25 protein-coding genes are annotated in these 24,619 nt (G+C 36.5%); 18 read left to right on the forward strand and 7 right to left on the reverse strand.

The window, feature by feature from the left end; genetic code table 11:
- The first annotated feature begins 3 nt into the window (after positions 1 to 3).
- On the forward strand, positions 4 to 1,815 hold the full coding sequence (locus tag V7112_RS20130) for an ABC transporter ATP-binding protein (protein WP_335423198.1): 1,812 nt from the start codon (positions 4 to 6) through the stop codon (positions 1,813 to 1,815).
- A 104-nt stretch (positions 1,816 to 1,919) separates the two neighbouring features.
- Here the strand turns inward: V7112_RS20130 and V7112_RS20135 are convergent, their stop codons facing one another.
- A complete protein-coding gene (locus tag V7112_RS20135) occupies positions 1,920 to 2,093 on the reverse strand; it encodes an aspartyl-phosphate phosphatase Spo0E family protein (RefSeq protein WP_335423199.1) in 174 nt (57 codons plus the stop codon).
- A 211-nt stretch (positions 2,094 to 2,304) separates the two neighbouring features.
- Between V7112_RS20135 and V7112_RS20140 the strand changes: the two genes are divergently transcribed.
- The 3 genes from V7112_RS20140 (at position 2,305) to V7112_RS20150 (ending at position 3,960) form a co-directional block, all read left to right on the forward strand.
- The gene (locus V7112_RS20140) at positions 2,305 to 3,012 is read left to right on the forward strand and encodes a cytochrome c biogenesis CcdA family protein (protein ID WP_335423200.1); all 708 of its coding nucleotides are present in this window, start codon (positions 2,305 to 2,307) and stop codon (positions 3,010 to 3,012) included.
- Between the two features lie 44 nt (positions 3,013 to 3,056).
- Entirely contained in the window at positions 3,057 to 3,416 is a 360-nt protein-coding gene (locus V7112_RS20145) for a response regulator (RefSeq protein WP_335423201.1), read from the forward strand.
- Positions 3,417 to 3,498: 82 nt separating this feature from the next.
- Positions 3,499 to 3,960, forward strand: coding sequence for a CcdC family protein (locus tag V7112_RS20150; protein WP_335423221.1), 462 nt, complete (start codon positions 3,499 to 3,501; stop codon positions 3,958 to 3,960).
- A 27-nt stretch (positions 3,961 to 3,987) separates the two neighbouring features.
- Here V7112_RS20150 and V7112_RS20155 read toward each other — a convergent pair whose 3' ends face one another.
- Entirely contained in the window at positions 3,988 to 4,419 is a 432-nt protein-coding gene (locus V7112_RS20155) for a DUF2621 domain-containing protein (RefSeq protein ID WP_335423202.1), read from the reverse strand.
- A 121-nt stretch (positions 4,420 to 4,540) separates the two neighbouring features.
- Here V7112_RS20155 and V7112_RS20160 point away from each other — a divergent pair, with 121 nt between their 5' ends.
- A complete protein-coding gene (locus V7112_RS20160) occupies positions 4,541 to 5,806 on the forward strand; it encodes a SpoIID/LytB domain-containing protein (RefSeq protein WP_335423203.1) in 1,266 nt (421 codons plus the stop codon).
- Positions 5,807 to 5,823: 17 nt separating this feature from the next.
- Here the strand turns inward: V7112_RS20160 and V7112_RS20165 are convergent, their stop codons facing one another.
- The gene (locus V7112_RS20165; protein WP_335423204.1) at positions 5,824 to 6,219 is read right to left on the reverse strand and encodes an Hsp20/alpha crystallin family protein; all 396 of its coding nucleotides are present in this window, start codon (positions 6,217 to 6,219) and stop codon (positions 5,824 to 5,826) included.
- 152 nt (positions 6,220 to 6,371) lie between these two features.
- Here V7112_RS20165 and selA point away from each other — a divergent pair, with 152 nt between their 5' ends.
- A complete protein-coding gene (selA, locus tag V7112_RS20170; protein ID WP_335423205.1) occupies positions 6,372 to 7,772 on the forward strand; it encodes an L-seryl-tRNA(Sec) selenium transferase in 1,401 nt (466 codons plus the stop codon).
- A 276-nt stretch (positions 7,773 to 8,048) separates the two neighbouring features.
- Here the strand turns inward: selA and V7112_RS20175 are convergent, their stop codons facing one another.
- Positions 8,049 to 8,192: a small acid-soluble spore protein P gene (locus V7112_RS20175; protein ID WP_335423206.1), complete on the reverse strand. Its 144-nt coding sequence runs from the start codon at positions 8,190 to 8,192 to the stop codon at positions 8,049 to 8,051.
- Positions 8,193 to 8,319: 127 nt separating this feature from the next.
- Between V7112_RS20175 and V7112_RS20180 the strand changes: the two genes are divergently transcribed.
- Complete coding sequence (locus tag V7112_RS20180; RefSeq protein WP_335423207.1) at positions 8,320 to 8,574, forward strand: hypothetical protein; 255 nt, start codon at positions 8,320 to 8,322, stop codon at positions 8,572 to 8,574.
- A 156-nt stretch (positions 8,575 to 8,730) separates the two neighbouring features.
- Here the strand turns inward: V7112_RS20180 and sspO are convergent, their stop codons facing one another.
- Complete coding sequence (gene sspO, locus V7112_RS20185) at positions 8,731 to 8,880, reverse strand: small acid-soluble spore protein O (RefSeq protein ID WP_057999856.1); 150 nt, start codon at positions 8,878 to 8,880, stop codon at positions 8,731 to 8,733.
- 221 nt (positions 8,881 to 9,101) lie between these two features.
- Here sspO and acnA point away from each other — a divergent pair, with 221 nt between their 5' ends.
- The 6 genes from acnA to V7112_RS20215 all read left to right on the forward strand — a co-directional run bounded on the left by acnA (position 9,102) and on the right by V7112_RS20215 (position 13,973).
- A complete protein-coding gene (gene acnA / locus V7112_RS20190; RefSeq protein WP_335423208.1) occupies positions 9,102 to 11,810 on the forward strand; it encodes an aconitate hydratase AcnA in 2,709 nt (902 codons plus the stop codon).
- A gap of 151 nt (positions 11,811 to 11,961) precedes the next feature.
- Positions 11,962 to 12,483, forward strand: coding sequence for a TlpA family protein disulfide reductase (locus V7112_RS20195; RefSeq protein WP_335423209.1), 522 nt, complete (start codon positions 11,962 to 11,964; stop codon positions 12,481 to 12,483).
- A gap of 153 nt (positions 12,484 to 12,636) precedes the next feature.
- Positions 12,637 to 12,777, forward strand: coding sequence for an FbpB family small basic protein (locus V7112_RS20200; protein WP_438823930.1), 141 nt, complete (start codon positions 12,637 to 12,639; stop codon positions 12,775 to 12,777).
- Between the two features lie 101 nt (positions 12,778 to 12,878).
- Positions 12,879 to 13,016 carry an acid-soluble spore protein N gene (locus V7112_RS20205; RefSeq protein ID WP_335369401.1) on the forward strand — a complete coding sequence of 46 codons (138 nt, stop codon included), beginning with the start codon at positions 12,879 to 12,881 and terminating at the stop codon, positions 13,014 to 13,016.
- 159 nt (positions 13,017 to 13,175) lie between these two features.
- Entirely contained in the window at positions 13,176 to 13,409 is a 234-nt protein-coding gene (gene tlp, locus V7112_RS20210; RefSeq protein WP_335423211.1) for a small acid-soluble spore protein Tlp, read from the forward strand.
- Positions 13,410 to 13,547: 138 nt separating this feature from the next.
- Complete coding sequence (locus tag V7112_RS20215) at positions 13,548 to 13,973, forward strand: acyl-CoA thioesterase (RefSeq protein ID WP_335423212.1); 426 nt, start codon at positions 13,548 to 13,550, stop codon at positions 13,971 to 13,973.
- Positions 13,974 to 14,014: 41 nt separating this feature from the next.
- Here V7112_RS20215 and V7112_RS20220 read toward each other — a convergent pair whose 3' ends face one another.
- Positions 14,015 to 15,202 (reverse strand): CapA family protein, encoded by a 1,188-nt coding sequence (locus V7112_RS20220; RefSeq protein WP_335423213.1) that lies wholly within the window; start codon positions 15,200 to 15,202, stop codon positions 14,015 to 14,017.
- A gap of 192 nt (positions 15,203 to 15,394) precedes the next feature.
- Here V7112_RS20220 and V7112_RS20225 point away from each other — a divergent pair, with 192 nt between their 5' ends.
- The gene (locus V7112_RS20225) at positions 15,395 to 17,179 is read left to right on the forward strand and encodes a S9 family peptidase (RefSeq protein ID WP_335423214.1); all 1,785 of its coding nucleotides are present in this window, start codon (positions 15,395 to 15,397) and stop codon (positions 17,177 to 17,179) included.
- Between the two features lie 41 nt (positions 17,180 to 17,220).
- Here V7112_RS20225 and plsY read toward each other — a convergent pair whose 3' ends face one another.
- On the reverse strand, positions 17,221 to 17,829 hold the full coding sequence (plsY, locus tag V7112_RS20230) for a glycerol-3-phosphate 1-O-acyltransferase PlsY (RefSeq protein WP_335423222.1): 609 nt from the start codon (positions 17,827 to 17,829) through the stop codon (positions 17,221 to 17,223).
- Positions 17,830 to 18,108: 279 nt separating this feature from the next.
- Between plsY and V7112_RS20235 the strand changes: the two genes are divergently transcribed.
- The 4 genes from V7112_RS20235 (at position 18,109) to ytvI (ending at position 24,595) form a co-directional block, all read left to right on the forward strand.
- A complete protein-coding gene (locus tag V7112_RS20235) occupies positions 18,109 to 18,522 on the forward strand; it encodes a CoA-binding protein (protein WP_335423215.1) in 414 nt (137 codons plus the stop codon).
- Between the two features lie 221 nt (positions 18,523 to 18,743).
- Entirely contained in the window at positions 18,744 to 20,726 is a 1,983-nt protein-coding gene (gene parE, locus V7112_RS20240) for a DNA topoisomerase IV subunit B (RefSeq protein WP_335423216.1), read from the forward strand.
- A gap of 7 nt (positions 20,727 to 20,733) precedes the next feature.
- On the forward strand, positions 20,734 to 23,178 hold the full coding sequence (gene parC, locus V7112_RS20245) for a DNA topoisomerase IV subunit A (protein WP_335423217.1): 2,445 nt from the start codon (positions 20,734 to 20,736) through the stop codon (positions 23,176 to 23,178).
- Positions 23,179 to 23,539: 361 nt separating this feature from the next.
- Positions 23,540 to 24,595, forward strand: coding sequence for a sporulation integral membrane protein YtvI (ytvI, locus tag V7112_RS20250; protein ID WP_335423218.1), 1,056 nt, complete (start codon positions 23,540 to 23,542; stop codon positions 24,593 to 24,595).
- Positions 24,596 to 24,619: the final 24 nt, after the last annotated feature.

Raw genomic sequence — 24,619 nt, forward strand, 5'->3', positions numbered from 1 at the left:
AGCATGAACAAAATGTCGAAAAAAGAACAAAGGCGTACATTATTACGCCTCCTATCATATACAAAATCACATACTAAGGAATTCGTATTTGCATTTGCGTTGCTATTAATAGCAACTCTTGCGGATTTAATTGGTCCGATTTTAATTAAAATTTTCATTGATGATTATTTAACACCACGCCATCTTCCGGTCCAACCATTAGTATATTTAGGGGCTATTTATCTTTTTATTCATGTTTCAAAGGTTATCTTACAGTATTTTCAACTTGTGAAATTTCAGGAAATCGCTTTGAAAATCATTCGTGAAATGAGGATAGAGGTATTCTCTAAGGTTCATAAGCTAGGGTTGAAATATTTTGATAAAACACCGGGAGGAAGCATTGTTTCAAGGGTTACAAATGACACGGAGGCAATCAAGGATATGTTTGTCGAAGTTGTTGCTACGTTTGTACAAAATGGTGTGTTTTTAGTCGGAGTTTTTATTGCAATGTTCTATCTGAATGTTCAACTTGCACTGTTTTGCTTAGTGTTAATACCGATTTTGTTTATTTTGATGCAAACATATCGTAAATTCAGTTCAAAATATTACCATGATATGAGGGAACGGCTTAGTCAGTTGAATGCGAAACTCAATGAATCACTTCAAGGTATGGCTATTATTCAGGTATTTCGTCAGGAAAAAAGAATGCGTCGTGAATTTGCCGAGATCAATGATGCTCATTATCAAGCGGGAATAAAAAATATAAAGCTTGATGGACTGCTATTAAGGCCCGCAGTTGATTTTATCTATATTGTGACGATTATTTTAGTTTTAAGCTTTTTTGGAATCACTGCACTTGAGAGCCCGATTGAAATAGGTGTACTTTATGCTTTTGTGAATTACCTTGAGCGATTTTTCGAGCCAGTTAATCATATGATGATGCGTTTATCGCTTTTACAACAAGCAGTTGTCGCTTCACAGCGTGTATTTGAGCTTCTTGATCATGATGAACTAGCCCCTCAAACGGTTGGAAATGAGAAACCATCAATTGATAAAGGGGAAATTGAATTTAAAAATGTCAGTTTTTCCTATGATGGAAAGCGGGACGTCTTAAAAAATATCTCCTTTACTGCAAAAAAAGGAGAAACTGTCGCTCTTGTCGGACATACAGGGAGTGGAAAAAGCTCAATCATCAATTTATTAATGAGATTTTATGAGATTGAACGCGGAGATATTTTGATTGACGGGCATTCGATTCAATCCTATGAAAATAATGAACTACGGCAAAAAATAGGTCTCGTGCTTCAGGATCCATTTTTATTTGTCGGATCCATTAAGGAAAATCTTCGTTTAAACAATCCGGATATTACAGACAGAGATATCGAGGAGGCAGCTAAATTCGTTCAAGCAGATCCATTTATTAAAAAACTAGAAGATGGGTACGATTATCAGGTGGTTGAACGCGGTTCAACCTTCTCAAGTGGCCAAAGGCAGCTTTTGGCATTTGCAAGAACAATTGTAACCAATCCGAAAATTTTGGTTCTTGATGAAGCCACCGCAAATATCGATACCGAAACAGAAGAAGAAATTCAAAAGGCCCTTGAAAAAATGAGGCAAGGAAGAACAACGATCGCAATTGCTCACCGCTTGTCTACGATTCAGGATGCCAATTTAATTTTGGTCTTACATCAAGGGGAGATTGTTGAGAGAGGAACACACCAGGAGTTGTTAGCGCAAAAAGGATTATATTACAAAATGTTTTTACTCCAGAATGGAAGCGTAGATAAAGTGAAACTTCAATCAGTGGGGGTTTCATCATACCCCGCTGATTGTTAGTTGAACCAATCGGGCTTTTAAGGCAATTGTCCCCATCTAATGGGGGTCTTACTGCCCGTTAATACGGGGTAACGTTGAAAAAGCCGTTATGTAAAAAAAGCCTCTCATGAATTTGAGAGGCTTTTCTGTGATTTTCCAGCATTATATTGATTTAAAAGATTATCTAAATCTTGGCTTACTTTAATAGTGGTCGTAGCGGTAAAACCGTGTTTCAAAACAATTTCAACCAGTTCAGTTCTTTTTTGTTCAATTATATGCAGAAGTTGTTCTTTAGACACAAGTTATAACCCCTTCGTTTGTTTTTAAAGTTGGTTTGGACAAGTTATTTTATAGTATAACATATAATGGTAAATAGGTGGCAAGGAACTTTTTTGGAAATATATTCAATCTTTGCAAATAGTGGATGACACAAAACTTTCATATTAATAATTATGAATATACACCGTTTTTTGCTAGAATGGTAATACCATCATTATAGGAGTTGTTAATATGGCAGATGTAAATGCATTCCTTGCTTTTGGTGCTGGATTTTTATCCTTTATTTCACCATGTTGTTTACCGTTATATCCAGCATTTTTATCGTATATAACAGGCGCATCTGTAAGCGAACTAAAATCAGAAAATGCGATGCTGCAGAAACGGAGTATTTTACATACAATATTCTTTTTAGTTGGTTTTTCAATTATTTTTGTGATGCTTGGTTTTGGAACATCTTTTGTCGGTCAAATTTTTAGTAATTATCAAGATTTGATTCGTCAAATTGGAGCTATATTCATTATTTTCTTTGGTCTGTTTGTACTCGGAATTATTAAACCAAAATTTTTAATGAAGGATCGTAAAATTGAATTCAAACATCGTCCAGCCGGATATGTTGGGTCTGTCTTCATCGGAATGGCATTCGCTGCAGGCTGGACACCGTGTATGGGACCTATTTTAATGTCCGTTATCGCACTTGGGAGTACAAATCCAGACTCTGCAATGCTGTATATGGTCCTGTATTCATTAGGTTTTTCTATTCCATTTCTCATACTTTCATTTTTCATTGGACGCATACAATGGATTCGAAGAAACAGTATCAAGATAATGAAAATTGGTGGATATGCAATGATTATCATGGGAATTGTACTGTATTTTGACTGGATGACAAAAATAATTGCATACGCGACTGCTCTCTTTGGAGGATTTACAGGTTTTTAGTCGAATATGTTACCTGATGAGTATTTTCAAGGAGGACCAGTACTGTGGCTAGAATTTTAGTAGTTGATGATGCGAAATTTATGAGACTTACGCTCACAGACATATTAGTTAAAGCGGATCATGAAGTGGTTTCAGAGGCTGAGAACGGACTTGAAGCTGTTGAAAAATACAAAGAAACAAAACCAGATCTTGTGACAATGGATATTACAATGCCAGAAATGAATGGCATTGATGCTGTTAAAAAGATTAAAGAATTTGACCCGAAAGCTCGAATTATTATGTGTTCTGCTATGGGTCAGCAAAAAATGGTTGTTGATGCAATCTCAGCTGGAGCGAAGGACTATATCGTAAAGCCGTTCGATGAAAGTAGAGTTGTCGAAGCAATTAATAGAGTGTTAAATTAAGAGCAAACCCATTTAAGTATTCATCTTAAATGGGTTTCATTTGACTATACAATCAAATTACAGACGATTAGTAGAGGGACTGATTTTTTTGGTAATTGTATCTTCGGTTGTCGCAATTTTGATGGCAATCTTCGTAACCTTTTTAAGAACAAAATCTTCTCAAAAGCCTGCATCCGTTAAAAAAATTATTTTGCCACCTGTTTTTATGAGTACAGGGGCACTCATGTTTGTACATCCGATGTTTCGTGTTACGCCACTCGAGATTTTAGAAGCTGTTGGCGTTGGGATGCTTTTTTCAATCCTGTTAATAAAAACTTCGTCATTTGAAATAAGAGAAAATGACATCTATCTTAAACGGTCAAAAGCATTTATTTATATTTTAGTAGGGTTATTGGCAATACGAATTGTTTTAAAATCATTTTTAAGCACAACGATTGATTTTGGAGCACTAAGTGGAATGTTCTGGATCCTTGCTTTCGCGATGATTGTTCCATGGAGGATTGCGATGTATATTAAATATAAAAAACTAGCTTCAGCCCTATAAAAAACTCGGCAAAAGATGCCGAGTTTTTTAGAATAGTTCATTATAAGGTGTTACATCTATTTGCTTTTCATGTAATGTTTTTAATAAAAATTTATGATCACGCTTTGGCGTGGCAATGATATATCCTCTAACAACTAAATCCTGAGTAATTTTTTTTGCTTTTTCCGCTAATGCAAGTTCACCAATTTTACCAGCGATTTTTTGTCTTGCCACGTCGCGGAAGAGTTCTGGCACGGGCTTCACTAAATCTTCTAATAAAGCCTTCAGGTCGTTAGACCACATATGCCGCGTTTGTTCTATGTAATAATCCTGCCAATCTAAATCTGACATTCCATCTTCCTTTGGTAGTTTCTTTAAAAACTTACGAAACATAAAAAAACCACCGATTGCAAGAATTGTAATGAAAAAGACCACCCATATTATAATAAACCATAAAAACCATCCAGATAACTGCTGCATGATAATGTTCACCTCAATGGTTCATTATACCTTATTCGACGAAAGATTTGTAATAGGAAACGTTTTATTAGGTACAAAATAGATCTTCATATATTTCTAAATGAATGGGAAATATACTTGTATGAAAAAGATACTGTTTTTTACGTGTTTATTTATTTTTATATTTGATTTATCCCATGGAGATGCAGAAGAATTAGTACGTGTACGACTTAAAAATTTTGTAGGAGATGCACAAGAGATACAGCTGAAATTTACAGGTGATTATTTCACCTTGGACCCGACTCTATCATTGCAAGAAGGAGTGAATTATCGGTTATTTATCAAAAAAGGGAATTTATTTCTTAGAGGAGGGGAAGTAAACCAACAAGTGGATAATAGCTTTTTATTAAACCCCCGAACCTATAATGAGAATTATCGTGTTTATATTGATGAACGGCCATATTTAGGTGCGATGGAGTTTCAAGTAGAAAATAACCATTTTGTACGTCCGGTTAATCAGCTTCCTTTAGAAGATTATTTAAAAGGAGTTGTCCCACTTGAAGTATTCCCTTCTTGGAATGTGGAAGCCCTAAAAGCTCAAGCTCTATCAGCAAGAACATATGCGGTATCTCATCTTAAAGAAGATATGGATGATACAACCTTCTATCAGGTCTATGGGGGATATGCATGGAATGCACGGACAACAAAGGCGGTTGAGGCTACAAAGGGTCAGGTGATTACATTTAAAAATAAGCTAATTGACGCTTTTTATTCGGCTAGCAATGGAGGAATGACAGAGAATAATAAAAATGTGTGGGGTGGAGACAGCAGGTCATTCTATCCAATCAAGGAAGATCCGTTTGATCCAATCCACCCTTGGGAATTTGTACTTTCAAAAACTCAAATAAACCTTGAAAAAATTGATTGGGAGTCTGTTCATGCATGGGATGAGCTCCAGGAAAAAGACAAAGAAATAACAGCTGTAATGAAAAAGTCGATAAACCGACAAGGTTATCCAGGTGATATTGCGATTCTTTCGATTCCAAAATTCGAAGTAAATCCAGAAAAGTATAAATCCAGCCGCTCCATGACAGGGTCAATTGAAGTTGAATTTTTACAAAGGTTATTTGATGGGACAGTCCTATTAGGGAATGTGAGGCTTGAAAATGTAAACCTAAATCGGATTCGGCCAATGATTGGCGGAACAATTTTTAAAAGCTATTATATTGACTCACTGGATTCAGATGATACGAAATATGTGATGAAAGGAAGAGGCTATGGACATGGCGTCGGAATGAGTCAATGGGGAGCGAGTATCATGGGGGATAAAGGGAAGAAATATGAAGAGATTATTCAATTTTACTTTCCGGGAACAGCGATTACAAATTTTGAAGAAGTTTCAAATTAGAAAGGGTCCTGTAGCTTTTACAGGACTTTTACTTTTATCTTGCTTTTCTTCTTTTTGCCTTTGCTATTTTTTTTGATATATATTTCAAGAATTTCATTTCGAAAAAGGGCTTCAATTTTCTTTTTTTCTAATTCGAAAGGAAGGGTAACGATTCTTTCGGTTAAAATTGTATCGTTTGGAGGTTTGTCGCAATCTGTTAACTTAATATGGAAAGTGTCGTTTTTGACGTTTAGCTGGATTTGTTCAGGTCTATACCCTGATAATTCTGCTTCTATAATGTACTCATTTTGTGTTTCAAATAAATCAATTCGAAATTGATAATCGTCTAAAAGATACGGGTCTTCAAGGAATTGTTTCATCCAGTCCTCCAAGCCATTTAAGGAAAGAGGATTTGAATTATCGAAATTATTCATGTTTTGAACCTCCATATAATTCTATATTTAGAGTATTCAAAAGGAAGGCTGTTCGTGATAATGAAAACGTAGAAAGGGTACAATCTGTTGTAAAGTCAGCTGCAATCATGTAAAAATAGACATATATGCAAGCTTTCTATGGAGGAATTGGCATGAAAAATAATGTAAAACTACTCCCGGCCATCCATGATCTACAGACCGATCCAGCCTTTGGTCAAATTCAAACTCTTCATCAAGTGGAAAAGGATTATATGACGAGCGTATTACGGGATGTAGTTGCAGAGATTCGAAATGATATCATTCATGGGGATTGGGATAAAGAGATTTCATCTAAGGAAGAGATGATGACCTTTATCTTTCAAAAAGGGGAAAAAGAGCTAATAAGGAGAACTAATTACTACTTAACAAAAACAATCAATGCAACAGGGACGGTTTTACATACGAATTTAGGACGAGCGAGACTTAGTGAGGCAGCTATTCAACATGTTGTTGATATCTCGAAAGGATATTCCAATTTAGAATATGACATAAGTGTAGGCACGCGGGGCTCACGACATTCGATTGTGGAAACACTTCTCACCGAGTTAACAGGTGCCGAAAGTGCGATGGTTGTTAACAATAATGCTGCAGCAGTGTTTATTATTTTACGTGCATTAGCAAAAAACCAAGAGGTGATTGTGTCACGTGGGCAATTAGTAGAGATAGGTGGTTCATTCCGCATATCCTCAATCATGGAGGAAAGTGATGCAAGACTTGTTGAAGTAGGGACAACGAATAAAACGCATCTAAAAGATTATGAGAATGCCGTAACAGATGAAACAGCAATGATTCTTAAGGTACATACAAGTAATTTCAAGACAATTGGATTTACGAAAACAATTGAGGCCTCAGAATTGGTTACACTCAAGGAGAAAAAAGACAATCTTGTTATTTATGAAGATCTCGGAAGTGGAGTACTATACGATTTTTCAAAGCATGGAATAGGAAACGAGCCTATTATAAAAGAAATTTTGGAACAAGGTGTTGACCTCGTATCATTTAGTGGAGATAAGCTTCTAGGAGGACCGCAAGCAGGAATAATCGTTGGGAAGAAAGAGTTAATTGTTCAATTAAAGAAACATCAACTTGCACGAGTTTTACGTGTCGATAAAATGACATATGCTGCACTCGAAGCAACATTATTTACCTATCTTAAAGGAAAGTACTCCGAAATACCGACAATTCGGGACATCATCGTTCCAAAGGAGGAGATAATGGGACGCTGTGAGCTTTTTCGTAAATGTTTATTAGAAAAAACAAATCAATTTACAATCGAAATAAAAGAAGATGGTTCGCCGATCGGAGGAGGAACAATGCCTGGAGTTGAGGTGCCTACTAATATAATTTGTTTAACACATTCTAAAAAGTCTGCAGAGGATCTGGCATCTCAGCTACGTCAGCACTCCATACCAATCATTGTTCGGATTAAAAATAACGAAGTCCTACTTGATTTTAGGACAATAGAAAATGAAGAAATCGATGAAATTGTAACAGCATTTACGCTTATTGGATAAAAATCCGGCAGTTCTTTATGTAGTTTTCGACGTCTAGCTCTAGGCGCCATCGGCTCGAGGTCATAAGCCAATCGCTTCTGAAGGTAAAAAAACACCTTCTGTCAGCGCTTGGCTTATGCTTGACTTGCACAGGACAAGAAAGGCTTCGAGAGCATTAATCATCGCACGAAGAAAATGCATAGCATTTTCGAGGAAGTGCTGACATCGACGTTCGCCACAGGACGTGGCGGTATTTAGTCGATGTTCCTTAATATGGTCGCCCTGCGCTTTTTTTATTTACATATCATGCCCTTGGTTATGTTTTTGTCTAGAGTGGTTGCGGTTTTTTACTTTTTTCGAACCACTCAAAGGCTGAGGTTGACTTCCTGCATTTTGACCACCATTTGCTCTAATATCCTTGAATGTATTTTTTTCACCCATGTTTTTATCCCCCCTTATATGTATTAGGATAGTGTTTTTCCACTTTTTTATGCGATTGTATTTTGAATGTTTTTTTGGAAAAAAGGTAAGCTATAATTGCACGAATTACCTTAAGGGAGTTGAAAAAATGCCGTATCATAAGGATAAACAGCAGGCCTTTCAAGCAGCACAACAAGGGACAGAGCAAGCAAGAGATGTTTATGCAAATATCGTTAACAATGATCCAGATTATGGTGCTCATCTAAAACGATTGAAAAATGAGGTTAATGAAGCCTATCAACAAATTGAAAATGCAATGGAAGTGGCATCGGAGCACCAAAAATCACAGCTTCAGCAGTTTCAACAGGATTTACAATCCATTATGAACGAAGTAAATGAATAAAAATAAGCCCGCTATAAGCGGGCAATTCGATTTGTCTAGCTGCAGGAGCCATCGGCTCTATGGTCTAGCGAATCGCTTCTGAAGGTAAATGGCACCTTCTGTCAGCGCTTGTCTTATGCTTGTCGCCGATGAGCGTGCTCCTTGCGTTTTTCTCTTTTATTGATTTTTCTTTCGCTTTTTATTGTTTTGACGTTGCTCCGCAGTTAATGGCTCATTTGCAAATTCTTCATTATATCCAGCCCCAACACCTTGCGCACTTGCGTCGTTCATTCCAGGTCGAACATGATTTGCTTTGCGTTTCGACATTCTTTTCACCTCCGACCTTATTTTCTTCATTTTCCACCAAATTATCCTTTTACCTGATAAGTAAAACTTATAGAGTATAATAACAATCTTGTTATTTACTTATGTATATAGTTATATTAGTATATGTATTGTAAGGGGTTTAATGGGAAGAGTTTTAAAGTCTCTTAAATTTCGACAATTGTGTAAAATTGCTTTACTATTATAATAAAGGGGGTATACATATGGCAAAACATGATGTATTTAATGCACGTTCTTCATTCGAAGCAAACGGCAAAAAGTATAACTATTATAGCTTACAAGCATTAGAAGATGCGAAAATTGGTAACGTTTCAAAATTGCCATATTCCATTAAGGTTCTTTTAGAATCTGTATTACGTCAAGTTGATGGAAGAGTAATTAAAAAAGAACATGTTGAAAACTTAGCAAAATGGGGAACTGATAAATTACAAGAGGTTGACGTTCCGTTCAAGCCTTCTCGTGTAATTCTTCAAGATTTTACTGGGGTACCTGCTGTAGTTGATTTAGCTTCACTGCGTAAAGCAATGGCTGACATGGGTGGAGACCCACAAAAAATCAACCCAGAAATTCCAGTAGATCTAGTTATTGACCACTCTGTTCAAGTTGATAGAGCGGGAACACTTGATGCATTAAAATTCAATATGGACCTAGAATTTGAACGTAATGCTGAGCGTTATAAGTTCTTAAGCTGGGCTACAAAAGCATTTGACAACTACCGTGCTGTACCACCAGCAACGGGTATCGTTCACCAAGTTAACCTTGAATACTTAGCTAATGTTGTTCATGCAGTTGAAGGTGAAAATGGTGAATTTGAAGCATTCCCAGATACACTTGTAGGTACTGACTCTCATACTACAATGATTAACGGTATTGGTGTACTTGGTTGGGGTGTTGGAGGAATTGAAGCTGAAGCAGGAATGCTTGGTCAGCCTTCCTATTTCCCAGTACCTGAAGTTATCGGTGTGAAATTAGTAGGTACATTACCAAATGGTACGACTGCTACTGACTTAGCACTTAAAGTAACTCAAGTATTGCGTCAAAAGGGCGTTGTTGGTAAATTTGTTGAATTCTTCGGTCCTGGAGTATCACAACTTCCACTAGCAGACCGTGCAACTATTTCTAACATGGCTCCAGAATACGGTGCTACATGCGGATTCTTCCCAGTAGATGGCGAAGCTTTAGAATACCTTCGTTTAACTGGACGTGATGAAGAGCAAGTTAAAGTTGTAGAAGAGTACTGTAAAGCGAACGGCTTATTCTATACACCTGATGTAGAAGATCCAACTTTCACAGATGTTGTTGAAGTTAATCTTTCTGAAATTGAAGCAAATCTTTCTGGTCCTAAGCGTCCACAAGATTTAATTCCACTTTCAAAAATGAAAGAAGCTTATCAAACTGCGTTAACAGCCACGGGTAACCAAGGCTACGGTTTAACTCCTGAAGAAATTAATAAGGAAATAACTGTAAAGTTCAACGATGGTGATGAAGTACAAATGAAGACAGGTGATATCGCAATTGCTGCAATCACAAGCTGTACAAATACTTCTAACCCATACGTAATGTTAGGTGCCGGTCTAGTTGCGAAAAAAGCAGTTGAAAAAGGCTTAGAAGTACCTAAATTTGTAAAAACATCTTTAGCACCTGGTTCTAAAGTTGTTACTGGATACTTAGAAGATTCAGGTTTACTTCCATACCTTGAAAAGCTTGGCTTTAGCACTGTTGGTTATGGATGTACAACATGTATCGGTAACTCAGGTCCATTAGCTCCTGAAATTGAAAAAGCAGTTGCTGAAAATGACCTAGTCATCACATCAGTTCTTTCTGGTAACCGTAACTTTGAAGGACGTATTCACCCGCTGGTAAAAGGTAACTACCTTGCATCACCACCACTTGTAGTGGCATATGCACTAGCTGGTACAGTTGATATCGACCTACAAAAAGAACCTATCGGAAAAGATAAAGACGGCAACGATGTATTCTTTAATGACATCTGGCCTTCTGCGGAAGAAGTGAAGGCAGAAGTTAAGAATACTGTTACACCTGAGCTATTCAGAAAAGAATACGAGCGTGTATTTGATGATAATGAGCGTTGGAATGAAATTGAAAGCACTGACCAAGCACTTTATGTGTGGGATGAAGATTCAACATACATTCAAAACCCACCATTCTTTGAAGGCTTATCTAAAGAAGCAGGTGAAGTTAAGCCGCTTGGTGGTTTACGTGTAATTGGTAAATTCGGTGATTCCGTAACAACTGACCATATTTCACCAGCAGGTTCAATTGGTAAAGACACACCAGCAGGTAAATACCTACAAGAAAAAGGTGTAACGCCACGTGACTTCAACTCTTACGGTTCACGTCGTGGTAACGACCGCGTAATGACAAGAGGAACGTTCGCGAATATCCGTATTCGCAACCAAATCGCTCCTGGTACAGAAGGTGGTTGGACTACTTACTGGCCAACAGGAGAAGTAATGTCTATCTATGATGCATGTATGAAATACAAGCAGGATGGAACTGGCCTAGCTGTTATCGCTGGTAACGACTACGGGATGGGATCATCACGTGACTGGGCAGCGAAAGGTACTAATCTACTTGGCATTAAGACAGTTATTGCTGAAAGCTTCGAGCGTATTCACCGTAGTAACCTTGTATTAATGGGAGTGCTTCCATTACAATTTAAGCAAGGTGAAAATGCTGAAACTCTTGGCCTAACTGGTCAAGAAGCAATCGAAGTTCAAATTGACGAAAATGTAAAACCACGTGATTATGTAAAAGTAACGGCTACTGACGAAGAAGGAAACAAGAAAGAATTTGAAGTACTTGTTCGTTTCGATAGTGAAGTTGAAATTGATTACTATCGTCACGGAGGTATCCTACAAATGGTACTTCGTGAAAAAATGAAGGGCTAAAAAGAAGCTAGTCATTACCCTTGATTCTTAGGCAGTTTTGTGGAATTCACAAAACTGCCTTTTAAATTTATCCTTTTGTATGGTTAAATAGGTATAATGAGAATAGGAATACTATATGAATTTTGCTGAAATTGTACGGAGGATTTAAATAGTGAAAAAAATTATCATTGCGCTCGTTCTATTAGGACTGGTTGGATATGCTGTTTTTGAATTTGTTCAAGAGCAGAAAAGAGGGGTAACCGGTATCGAAATTGGAAATACGGCACCTGACTTTGAACTTCAATTATTAAATGATGAAAATGAGACTGTTCGTTTATCCGATTTACAAGGGAAAAAGGTTGTTGTCAACTTCTGGGCATCATGGTGCAAGCCATGTCGAGAAGAAATGCCTGAAATTCAAACGTTTTATGAAAATAAAAGCGATGATGTTGAAGTGTTAGCAGTCAACATGACGGCTTCCGAAGTGAAGGCAGAAAATGCACATAAATTTGTCGAAGGAAAAGGTTATAAATTTCCACTCTTAGTCGACCCAAAAAACCAAGCAAGTAGTGATTATAAGGTTTTAGGATTACCTGAAACATTTTTCATTAATTCAGATGGAACGATTAATGATTATATTAAGGGGCAAATGGACTTAGAAATGCTTGAAAGCAAAGTCAATAAATTAAAGTGATAAAAAGGACCAATATTCAATTTGGTTCTTTTTTTGTGTCTTTTTTTTAACAAAAAATAATCTTTATTTAATTTTTAAATAAATTTTCGAAAATTTGTAATAATTTATTCGTTTATTGGGGATTATTACTATTACAATAGTAAATAGAGGAAGGTGAGAAAATTGAGAAAAGTTAGAAAGGTATCATTTGCAGATTTGGTTAACGAAAACAAGCAACAATTGTTGAAGGACCAAGAAGCAATGGATCGTATCGAGGCAAGACTTGAGCAAAAAAGATTAGAAAAAGCTGAGTAGATTTTCCATCGAATCTTAGATATGGATACTATCTCCATTCTTCTTTTTACATGAGAATCCCTAATACGGGTGATAATGAAAAGGAGGAGGAGGAAAAAATAATGCCACAAAAAGACCATGAAAAATTTAAACCTAACCAAATTGGTACACAGCCGCGTGGATTTGGCGGAAATAAAGGGAAAAAGATGCAGGATAAATCAGGGAAGCATGCTCAGGTTATGCAAACAAAAGGTGAATAATTGAATACACAATGACTAAAAGGGCGTTTTAACAACGTCCTTTTATTTTGCACTAAAAAATATCCTTTTTTTACATGTCAATCTGCTTTCTTTTCAGAAATAAAATTTTCATATATGAAGCAAAATAGAGTTGTACTACATTACATAGGAGGAATTAGCGTGACCCAAAACAGACCAAAACCAGACGATCGTAGCGATAATGTAGAAAAACTCCAAGACATGGTTCAAAACACAATGGAGAACATCGAGGAATCAAAAGAGGCAATGCAGTTCTCTAATGAACAAGATCAACAAAGAATTCAAGCAAAAAATGAGCGTCGCCAAGAATCAATTGCAGCAATGAAGGAAGAAATTCAAGACGAAGCAACAGCTCGCGAAAATGGTTATCAATAACATGAAGGAGTATGCCTAGTGATATGGCATACTCTATTTTTGTGATTTCTTACATTCATTTCAATTTTCAAGGCTTTTCCAATTATGATACTATATTTATAAGAATCATTAGAATTTAAAATTAGGGAGAGGTCTTAATTGCTCATTTCAAAGAAGGAAGTTGAAGTACGATACGCAGAAACAGATCAGATGGGTGTCGTCTATCACGCAAATTATTTAGTGTGGATGGAATTAGGAAGAACGCAGCTTATAAAAGATTTAGGTTTTAGCTATGCGGGAATGGAGAGCGATGGTATTATTTCTCCAGTTATTGATTTACAGGTTTCCTATAAAAAACCATTAAGATATGGAGAAATAGCATTAGTTAAGACTTGGATTGAACATTATGACGGTCTCAGAGTCATATATGGTTATGAAATTGAAAGCCCAGATGGAGAGGTTTCCGTGAATGCAACCTCATCACATGTTTGTGTGAAAAAAGATTCATTCCGTCCAATTTCGATAAGAAAACATTATCCAGACTGGCATGCTGCTTACGAAAATGCCAAAAAGAAAGCTGAATAAAAACAAGGCATATCCAATGGATGTGCCTTGTTTAATTTGGTTTATTGTGCTGTATCCAGCCATTGATTCATATGATGGGTCATTTCTTCATATTTACTAGATGCATTGCTAAACCCAAAGTTTTTAGCGTCTTGGAGTGGTACGACTTTAAAGCTTTTATATTGACTGTTTGATACAAAGGTTGGTGTGAATTGTGGATTTTGAACTCGGATGATGGTTTCATCCTTTGATTTTACTTCTTTTACAATTTCCACTTGTAAAATACCGCCAATATCCTTATAATCCCACATCTGACCAGATAAGAAATTGCCAAGTGAGTATACAACAAATGTTTGATTTCCATTTTTACCTGTTAACCAATCCATCGGCTGTAATACGTGGGGATGGTGACCGATAATGAGGTCGACACCCTCATCTGCAAGCTGTTGGGCCAATTGTTTTTGGTAATCGTTTGGGAATAATTGATACTCATTTCCCCAGTGCATGCTAACCGAAACGACATCAGCTACTTCCTTTGCTGCTTTGATGTCTTTTTTGATCAATTCCATATCAATTAAGTTAACGAGATAGTCTTTTCCATTTGGTACAGGTATGCCATTTGTCCCATAGGTGTAAGAAAGGAATGCAATGCTGATTCCATTTCGATTTAGCACACGAATTTTACTTTTATCCTCAAGACTCTGATAGCCTCCTGTATATTCCATTTCAATTTTATTCAAATAGTTAGTTGCGCTTATAATTGCCTTTTCGCCCCTGTCAAGCGTATGGTTGTTAGCAATTGAAACGATATCAACACCTGCATCCTTAAATGCATCTGCAACCTCATAAGGGCTATTAAAGCTCGGATAAGTAGATAATCCGATTTCAGTTCCACCAACGATTGTTTCCTGGTTGGCGATTGTGATGTCGGCATTTTCAAGTAAATCCTTCACATTTGCAATCATTGGTTTGAAATCATAGCCACTGCCAGTGTTGGCATCATTATATACGATGGAATGAATTAATATATCCCCGATTGCTGCAAGTGTCATTGAAGATGTAAATGGCTTAAACTCTTGCTCAGTCTTCTTAAAATCATGATTTTGAGCAACGTAATTTTTAGTTACTGAATTAGCCTTCACACTATTTAGTGTGTAATAAACACCTATTGGTATAAGTAATAAAACAAGTAAACTGATGAGATATTTTGTGATGTTAATTGGTTTTCGTTTCCTTCTACTTCTTCTCATATGACACTACACCCCATACATTATGATAATTCTACTATAATACAAAACTATGAAAAAATGTTAGAAGTTTATCGAATATTGTCAAAAATCTTAGGATGTTTCATAAGTCGAAATAACTAGGAAGGATAATTTTAAAAACTGGCGAATTTATTTAATGATGGAATCAAATTAAGATGAAGAAGGTGTTAATGAATGAAATTTCAAAAACCAGATGTCGAACAGTTTTTTAAAACCTTTGGTATTCAAAACTTTACGATAAGCCCAGATGAAAAACAGCTCGTATTTAGTACGAATTTGAGCGGAAAATATAATCTATGGGCAATGGACTTACCAAACCAATTCCCTTATCCACTTACTTTTAATGATCAAAGCTGTCAAGAGCTTACCTATGATAAGAATGGTCAATTTTTGATTGTGGGCTTTGATAAGGATGGCGATGAAAATACTCAATTATATGCAATCCAACCACAGGGTGGGGAGTTAAAGCCAGTAAGAATACAAGAGGGGCATCGTCATATGAATGCCATCCTATCAAAGGATGGAAAAAAATTATATTATACTTCAACAAAGGATAATGCAATGTGTTTGAATGCATATTGTTTTAACTTAGAAACGGAAGAAGAGACGATTATTAATGAAGGAAAAGATGCAGCAACCTATTTAGCGACGCTTAGTCCTGATGAAAGTAGTCAAATTTATGGAAAGCATTTTGCAAATACCTATTCTTTGGCCTATTTACATAAAAACGGAAAAGAATATCGCTTGACACCTGAAACTGATCAACAGCATACTGTTTCGGATGTCTTATTTGTATCTGAAACTACGATTTACTTAGTAACAGATTATGATGATGATTTTTCCTATCTTGCAAAATATGATGTAAATACGAATCAATTTTCAAAGGTTGTTTCACTTGAAAATGAAGATTTTAAGTCAATAAAATATAATGAGAAATCTCAAAAAATATATATTGTAAGTGAAAAGGGTGTTGAGGATTTTTTATATGTCTTTGATATTGAGTCTGGTGAATTAAAGAAGCTTGAGACACCAACCTCTGTCATTGAAAAATTAATTGTGACTGAAGATGATAACCTTTATGTTCTTGGACGTTCGGCTACAAGACCATTTAACATCTATAAGCGATCGGATACTGAAAATACATGGGTACGGTGTACCAATTACGGAGTTCCTGGTGTAAATGAAGAGGAGCTTGTTCATCCGGATGTTGTCACTTATCCTTCATTTGATGGGCTGGAAATTGAAGCGCTCTTTTTTAAGGCAAATGAGGATGTATCGAATGGTCATGTGATTTTATGGCCACATGGTGGTCCACAGGCTGCAGAAAGAAAATTCTTTAGAGCAATGTTTCAATTTTTAGTTAATCGGGGTTATAGTATTTTTGCTCCGAATTTCCGTGGTTCGACTGGTTACGGTTTGGAATTTACCAAAATGGTAGAGGGCGACTGGGGACATGGACCTCGCCTAGATAATATAGAAGGACTGGAATGGTTAATTAATAATGGGTATGCTAATCGTGACAAAATCCTACTATTAGGTGGCAGCTACGGTGGATATATGGCTCTTTTACTTCATGGTATGCACCCTGAATACTTTAAAGCTGTAATTGATATCTTTGGACCAAGTGATCTATTCTCCTTTATAGATTCAGTTCCCGAGCATTGGAAGCCTGTCATGAATCAATGGGTCGGTGATCCTGTGAAGGACCGTGATAAGTTAATAGAGTTTTCACCAATTACCCATTTAGATGGCATGGTGAAGCCGATGCTCGTAATCCAAGGTGCTAATGACCCTCGTGTTGTAAAAGCAGAATCTGATAAAATTGTACAAGCATTGCAGGAAAAAGGCAGGGACATCGAATATCTTGTGCTTGAGGATGAGGGCCATGGATTTTCAAAGAAGGAAAACGAAATCAAGGTAAACCGAAAAATATTAGAATTTTTTGATCGATTTATCTAGAACAGTAAGACGTGTGACTCTAAAAGGGCCACACGTCTATTTTATAACCACTTAATCTTTGGTTCTGTTTTATTTTTAATACGAGCGATGTTTGCCCGGTGGCGATAAAATACGAATACCGCTAGTAATGAAACAACGATGATTAAAGGATAATCAGTTTTAATAAAAATACTATAAACAATACTGAAAGTAATGCAATAAATGGCCACCAGCATAGAAGACAGAGAAACCATTTTCGTCACTTTTAAGAAAATGAAAAAGAATAATAAAGTCGTTAGAAACAAGATTGGATTATACCCTAACAGAATTCCACCAGAGGTTGCAACTGCTTTTCCACCTTTAAAGCCTGCGAAAATGGGATACATATGGCCAACAACTGCAACTATCCCAACTAATAAAGGGAAATAATCTGGAAATGAATCACCCAATAATAGTAAGGGAAGCAAGGTTGCCAATGTTCCTTTTAATATATCGGCGGTTGTTACAATTAAACCTGCTTTTTTTCCAAGTGTACGGAATGTATTTGTACCACCTAAATTTCCGCTGCCGTGCTCCCGTATATCAATACCGTAGCCAACCTTTCCAACGATTAACCCTGAGGGGATCGAACCAAGAAGATAGGCAAGGAGAATAATAACAATATTTAACACCATATACATAGCTCCTTTAAAAAATAATAAAATAAATGCTACCTGCAACATTGTACCATTCTTTTGCGATGATACCATGCTTGTACAAGTATTCTCATTATACTAGAAATTTTTCCTTACAATGATTTTTTTTATTAATTTCGACAAAAAATAGTTGAACACCTTATAGTTAACAATCAATTGTATTTAAAATCAAAATAAATGCAGGAATATCTATGCTTGGGACCGAAATACTATGAGAGATATCAAATCGTAAAAATTTTAAAAGGGGATTTAAATATGGTATTAGAAATTCCAACTCGTGATGAACTCGGTAAAATTTTAAAGAAAAGTAAAAGGATTGCAGTTGTAGGATTATCTGATAACCCTGAAAGAACCTCCAATATGATAAGTAAAGCCATGCAGGATGCTGGATACGACATCATTCCTGTAAATCCAACTATTGACGAAACATTAGGTGTTAAAGCTGTAAAGTCACTTAAGGATATTGAAGGGCATATTGATATTGTCAATGTTTTTCGGCGTTCTGAGTATTTAATGGATGTTGCGAAGGAATTTGATGAAATTGATGCAGATGTGTTTTGGTCACAGCTTGGTTGCGTTAGTGAAGAAGCCTATAGCTTCTTGAAGGATCGTGGGTATACTGTTGTCATGGATCGCTGTATTAAGGTTGAGCATGCGCTGACAAAATAATAGGTCACGAGAAAAAATCCTTGTTTTTACACAAGGATTTTCGCCTTTTCGTGAGAAACGGTTTGCGAAATTTGAATAAAGATATAAAATAAAGGATAGGGCATTAAAAAACAAAACATTTGTTCTGTAAAGTAAGATATACTTAAAAGAGTGAAACTACTTATATAGAGAGAGGCTATTTGTTAGCTATGTACTTGGGGAATCTCCCAAGTGTTTTGTATATGAAAGGGGTATGTTTTTTGATAAAGCAACAATTTGATTACAATGATGATGCAATTCAGGTATTAGAAGGCCTTGAAGCCGTTAGAAAAAGACCTGGTATGTATATTGGAAGCACCGATAGTAAAGGTCTACACCACCTTGTTTATGAGATTGTAGATAACTCAGTGGATGAAGCCTTATCGGGTTATGGAAATCACATCATTGTTAAAATCCATAAAGACAATAGTATAAGTGTCCAGGATAAAGGACGTGGAATGCCAACCGGGATGCATAAAATGGGTAAGCCAACACCAGAGGTTATTTTCACAGTGCTACACGCAGGTGGAAAATTTGGACAAGGTGGGTATAAAGCTAGTGGCGGTCTCCATGGGGTTGGGGCTTCAGTTGTTAATGCCTTATCTGAGTGGCTCATCGTTACAATTAAGCGTAATGGATTTGTCTATGAACAGCGCTTTGAGAACGGTGGAATACCGGCTACGACACTTGAAAATAAAGGAAAAACAAATCAAACAGGAACAACTATTCATTTCAAGCCAGATCCAGCGATTTTTAGTATAACCACCTTTAATTTTGAAACAATAAGTGAACGATTAAGAGAATCCGCTTTTTTATTAAAAGGGTTAAAGATAGAAATCATAGATGAGCGAAACGATTTCCGGGAAGTATATCATTATGAAAACGGCCTTGAAGCCTTTATCGAATACCTGAATGAAGAAAAAGATGAGTTACATCCTGTTGTTTCATTTGAAGGTGTCCAGAATCGAATCGAAGTCGATTTTGCTTTTCAATTTAATGATGGCTATTCAGAAAATATCTTATCCTTTGTAAACAATGTGAGAACAAAAGATGGCGGAACCCATGAAGTTGGTTCAAAGACTGCTTTAACTCGTGCCTTCAATGAGTATGCAAGGAAAACGGGCCAATTAAAAGAAAAGGATAAAAACCTTGATGGTTCTGATATTCGTGAAGGTTTAACTGCGATTGTGTCTGTTCGTATTCCTGAAGAATTACTGCAATTTGAAGGTCAAACAAAAGGTAAGCTAGGAACAAGTGAAGCACGTTCAGCCGTCGATTCAGTTGTTTCAGAGAACCTTGCATATTTCCTTGAGGAGAATCCAGATGTAAGTACACTTCTTGTTAAAAAAGCAATTAAAGCTTCTCAAGCAAGAGAAGCAGCGAGAAAAGCAAGAGAAGAAGCAAGAAGTGGGAAAAAGAGAAAGAGGTCAGAAACGTTATTAAGTGGTAAGCTAACACCAGCTCAATCTCGAAACCCTGAAAAAAACGAACTGTACTTAGTTGAGGGTGATTCCGCTGGAGGTTCAGCTAAACAAGGACGAGACCGCCGTTTCCAAGCCGTTCTTCCACTAAGAGGTAAGGTCATCAATACTGAGAAAGCAAAGCTTGCTGATATTTTTAAAAATGAAGAAATCAATACAATCATCCATACAATCGGCGGCGGGGTCGGTGCAGATTTTACAGTTGAAGATATCAATTATGACAAAATCGTTATTATGACAGATGCTGACACCGATGGGGCGCATATCCAAGTCTTACTTCTAACATTCTTTTACCGCTATATGAAACCATTAATTGAAGCGGGTAAGGTCTATATTGCCCTTCCACCTCTTTATAAGGTAAGTAAGGGAGCAGGCAAGAAGGAAGTACTTGAATATGCATGGAGTGATGAGGAATTAAAGGGTGCAATTAGTAAAATAGGAAAAGGGTATATGATTCAGCGCTATAAAGGTTTAGGAGAAATGAATGCTGATCAACTATGGGATACAACCATGAACCCTGAAACGAGAACGCTAATTCGAGTCCGAATTGATGATGGAGCAAGAGCCGAGCGCAGAGTAACAACACTTATGGGCGATAAGGTAGAACCACGTCGTAAGTGGATTGAATCAAATGTCGCCTTTGGTCTTGATGATGATTCGAATATTTTGGACAATGAAAATTTATCGGTCGTAGAAGGAGAGTAACAGATAGATGGTACAAGCAGAAAAATTTCGTGATTTACCTCTTGAGGAGGTAATCGGAGATCGTTTCGGTAGATATAGTAAATATATAATTCAAGATCGTGCATTACCAGATGCAAGGGACGGGCTAAAACCAGTTCAAAGACGTATTTTATACGCGATGCATGTTGAAGGTAATACGTCTGAAAAAGGTTTCCGTAAATCGGCTAAAACAGTCGGTAATGTAATTGGTAACTACCATCCTCATGGTGATACGTCTGTATATGATGCAATGGTTCGTTTGAGTCAGGACTGGAAGGTTCGAAATGTCTTGGTTGAAATGCACGGAAATAACGGTAGTAATGACGGTGACCCAGCGGCAGCGATGCGTTATACGGAAGCACGTCTTTCAAGTCTTGCTTCCGAGCTTTTACGTGATATCGAGAAAAATACAGTTGAATTCATTCCAAACTTTGATGATACCAGTAAAGAACCAGTTGTATTACCAGCTAGTTTTCCGAATTTGCTGGTTAATGGTTCAACGGGGATCTCAGCAGGATATGCAACGGATATACCACCTCATAATCTAGGTGAGGTCATAGATGGCGTTATTATGCGAATCGATCATCCAAATTCAACAGTCGATGACCTTATGCAGACAATTAAAGGTCCTGATTTTCCAACAGGCGGTATTATCCAGGGGATTGAAGGGATTAAAAAAGCCTATGAAACAGGAAAAGGAAAAATAATAGTACGTGGAAAAGCGGACATCGAGGATCTACGTGGTGGAAAACAACAAATTGTTGTTACTGAAATTCCATATGAAGTGAATAAAGCAAATATGGTTAAAAAGATTGACGAGATTCGTTTAGACCGAAAAGTCGAAGGGATAAGTGAAGTCCGTGATGAAACAGACCGAACAGGCTTAAGAATCGTCATTGAACTAAAAAAAGACGCAGATGCACAGGGAGTTTTAAATTTCCTCTATAAAAATACTGATCTTCAAATAACCTATAACTTTAATATGGTTGCGATTTTAGACAGAAGACCAGTATTGATGAGTTTACCGAGGATTTTGGATGCGTATATTAATCATCAAAAAGAGGTTATTACCAATCGATCAAATTATGAATTGGAAAAAGCGCGTGAACGTCAGCATGTGGTTGAAGGTCTTATTAAGGCTTTATCAATCTTAGATGAAGTGATCGCGACAATCCGTGCGTCAAAAGATAAAAAAGACGCAAAAAATAACTTGATCAATAAATTTGGATTTACAGAACCTCAATCTGAAGCGATTGTTTCCTTGCAATTATATCGTTTAACAAATACAGACATCACAGCATTGCAGCAGGAATTTGATGAATTAAATAAAAAAATTAGTGAACTAGTGGAAATTCTTCAAAATGAACGAAAGCTTTTACAAGTGATAAAAACAGACCTAAAACGTGTGAAAAAGACGTATGGGGATAATCGTCGTTCAAAAATTGAAGATGAGATCGAAGAGATTAAAATTAATCTTGAGGTTATGATTCCATCCGAGGATGTAATCGTAACTGTGACCCAGGACGGCTATGTAAAACGAACAAGTCCTAGGTCCTATGCGGCATCAAACGGCCTTGACTTTGGCATGAAGGATACGGATCGATTGTTACGCCAATTCGAAATCAATACAACGGACACATTATTACTTTTTACAAACAAAGGGAATTACTTATACATCCCAGTACACGAGCTTCCTGATATAAGGTGGAAGGACCTTGGCCAACATGTTGCCAATATTATTAGTATAGAACGTGATGAGTTTATTATTGAGGCCTTCCCAGTTACAAATTTTGAGCTTCCTGAATATCTTCTTTTCATCACGAAGAACGGAATGGTGAAAAAATCAGAGTTGTCGTTGTATAAAGCACAACGATATTCAAAGCCACTTGTTGCAATAAACCTAAAAAATGATGATGAAGTCGTAAATGTTCACATCACAAATGGAAATATGGATGTTTTCCTAGTTTCCCACCTAGGATATGGACTTTGGTTCGGAGAAGAAGAAGTAAACGTTGTTGGTCAAAGAGCAGCAGGGGTTAAAGGAATTAATCTAAAAGACAATGACTATGTTGTCGCTGGATCCGTTATTCCACCATCTACTCCTGCTGAATTATCTATCATTACCCAACGTGGTGCTGTGAAGAAAATGAAAATTACAGAATTTGAAAAGGCAACCCGTGCAAAACGTGGATTAGTTATGCTTCGTGAATTAAAGAATCACCCACATCGCATTGTAGGAGCACATTTTGTTACAAATTTAGATGAAATTTTCCTCAAGACACATAATGGAAAAATTGAATCCGTTGATACTAAATTGTTACGTCCAAATGATCGCTATAGCAATGGCTCGTTTGCTGTCGATTCGGATGAAGCGGGAGAAGTTATCGATACATGGATTGTCACTCAAGAAGAAACGAATGATGAAACAAAATAACAATACAAAAAACAGCTACTGAATGGTAGCTGTTTTTTGATGATGAAAAATTGTCAAACTAAATGTCTTAATTTCGAAAAATATTTATATTTTAAATATGTCTGCTTTACTGTACAATAATTTTATAAGGATGTCGGATTAACTTTATTCGGTTGGGGTTTGAACCCCGGCTGAATAAAGTTTAAGCCTCCGGCGGATGCTACGATTTTTCTGAGGGGATTTTTCGATCAGTAAGATTAAAGATTAAAAATGCCACATCCTGTGGCAACGTCTTTATGACCAACTTCCTGTGGGCTTAAAAATCGGTCGCAATTTCGCCAGGGCGCATTTGATTTAGTAGAGAGTAGGTAATATTGCGAAAATGGTTAAAAAATATATTAATAAAAGAAACATATTGCTTGTTATTGCGTTAATTGTTTCATTGTATTTATTACCAATGTCAATTTCATTAATTTTAGCATTTTTAACCGCTCTTTTATTGGAGCCAATTGTTCATTTATTAAGCACACAATACCGAATTAAACGAATCTATTCTGTTACTATAACGTTTGTCGTTTTTATGGTATTTGTATTGTTTTTGGGCTATTTATTAGTCAATGTCATTATTAATCAATTGATTACAATCGTAAAAAATATTCCGTTTTATGTTTCAAGTATTGATACAGATCAAATCATGGCGACCTTTCAAAAATTTGAAACCTATTTTGAGGATTTACCAAAGGAAGTCATGGATTCAATTATGAATACCCTGTATTCCTTCCAAGATTTATTGATTGTTGTGGCTAGGAATATTACAGAGGGGACTTTTGGTTTTGTTTCAAGTCTTCCACAACTATTATTAGAGCTAATTGTGTACTTAGTTGCAGCATTTCTTTTCATGAACGATCTTCCAGGCATTAAAAACAGACTTAAGGATATGTTGCAGGAAAGTACAATTGAAAAAATGAAAATTGTCACAACCCAATTGAAAAAGATATTTGTTGGCTTTTTAAAAGCACAAATCGTTCTTAGTGGTGTAACATTTATCATTACTTATATTGGACTATGGATTTTGGATGTTAAATACCTTTTAATTCTTTCATTACTCATTGTTCTTGTCGATTTATTACCGATACTAGGTACTGGATCCTTCATTGTCCCGTGGGCCGTTTTTGTATTAATTAACGGAAACACCAAACTTGGGGTAGGATTATTGATTCTGTTTGTACTAATCACGGTGATTCGGAAAATTATCGAACCAAAGGTTTATTCGCAAAGCTTCGGAATCAGTGCTTTAGCAGCGCTTATTAGCATGTATTTAGGATTTAAAATAATTGGGATTGTCGGATTACTGCTCGGACCGCTACTCGTAATCCTATACGATTCTTTAACAAAAGCTGGAGTGATTAATTTCGGTTTTAAATCGGATAAATTTTAAGAAAAAGCTACCTAGGGTAGCTTT

The organism is Bacillus sp. JJ1566 (assembly GCF_036962685.1).
In the GTDB taxonomy this organism is placed as follows: Bacteria; Bacillota; Bacilli; order Bacillales; family Bacillaceae_L; genus Ferdinandcohnia.

Excerpts from the sequence above, each read along its gene's own strand:
- V7112_RS20225 (WP_335423214.1), top strand. The coding sequence starts at position 15,395 with ATGAAATTTCAAAAACCAGATGTCGAACAGTTTTTTAAAACCTTTGGT.
- V7112_RS20220 (WP_335423213.1), bottom strand. The coding sequence starts at position 15,202 with ATGAGAAGAAGTAGAAGGAAACGAAAACCAATTAACATCACAAAATAT.
- V7112_RS20160 (WP_335423203.1), top strand. The coding sequence starts at position 4,541 with ATGAAAAAGATACTGTTTTTTACGTGTTTATTTATTTTTATATTTGAT.
- sspO (WP_057999856.1), bottom strand. The coding sequence starts at position 8,880 with ATGTCGAAACGCAAAGCAAATCATGTTCGACCTGGAATGAACGACGCA.
- selA (WP_335423205.1), top strand. The coding sequence starts at position 6,372 with ATGAAAAATAATGTAAAACTACTCCCGGCCATCCATGATCTACAGACC.
- V7112_RS20155 (WP_335423202.1), bottom strand. The coding sequence starts at position 4,419 with ATGCAGCAGTTATCTGGATGGTTTTTATGGTTTATTATAATATGGGTG.
- V7112_RS20180 (WP_335423207.1), top strand. The coding sequence starts at position 8,320 with ATGCCGTATCATAAGGATAAACAGCAGGCCTTTCAAGCAGCACAACAA.
- ytvI (WP_335423218.1), top strand. The coding sequence starts at position 23,540 with ATGGTTAAAAAATATATTAATAAAAGAAACATATTGCTTGTTATTGCG.
- parE (WP_335423216.1), top strand. The coding sequence starts at position 18,744 with ATGAAAGGGGTATGTTTTTTGATAAAGCAACAATTTGATTACAATGAT.
- V7112_RS20130 (WP_335423198.1), top strand. The coding sequence starts at position 4 with ATGAACAAAATGTCGAAAAAAGAACAAAGGCGTACATTATTACGCCTC.
- acnA (WP_335423208.1), top strand. The coding sequence starts at position 9,102 with ATGGCAAAACATGATGTATTTAATGCACGTTCTTCATTCGAAGCAAAC.
- parC (WP_335423217.1), top strand. The coding sequence starts at position 20,734 with ATGGTACAAGCAGAAAAATTTCGTGATTTACCTCTTGAGGAGGTAATC.
- V7112_RS20140 (WP_335423200.1), top strand. The coding sequence starts at position 2,305 with ATGGCAGATGTAAATGCATTCCTTGCTTTTGGTGCTGGATTTTTATCC.
- V7112_RS20235 (WP_335423215.1), top strand. The coding sequence starts at position 18,109 with ATGGTATTAGAAATTCCAACTCGTGATGAACTCGGTAAAATTTTAAAG.
- V7112_RS20175 (WP_335423206.1), bottom strand. The coding sequence starts at position 8,192 with ATGGGTGAAAAAAATACATTCAAGGATATTAGAGCAAATGGTGGTCAA.
- V7112_RS20165 (WP_335423204.1), bottom strand. The coding sequence starts at position 6,219 with ATGAATAATTTCGATAATTCAAATCCTCTTTCCTTAAATGGCTTGGAG.
- V7112_RS20205 (WP_335369401.1), top strand. The coding sequence starts at position 12,879 with ATGCCACAAAAAGACCATGAAAAATTTAAACCTAACCAAATTGGTACA.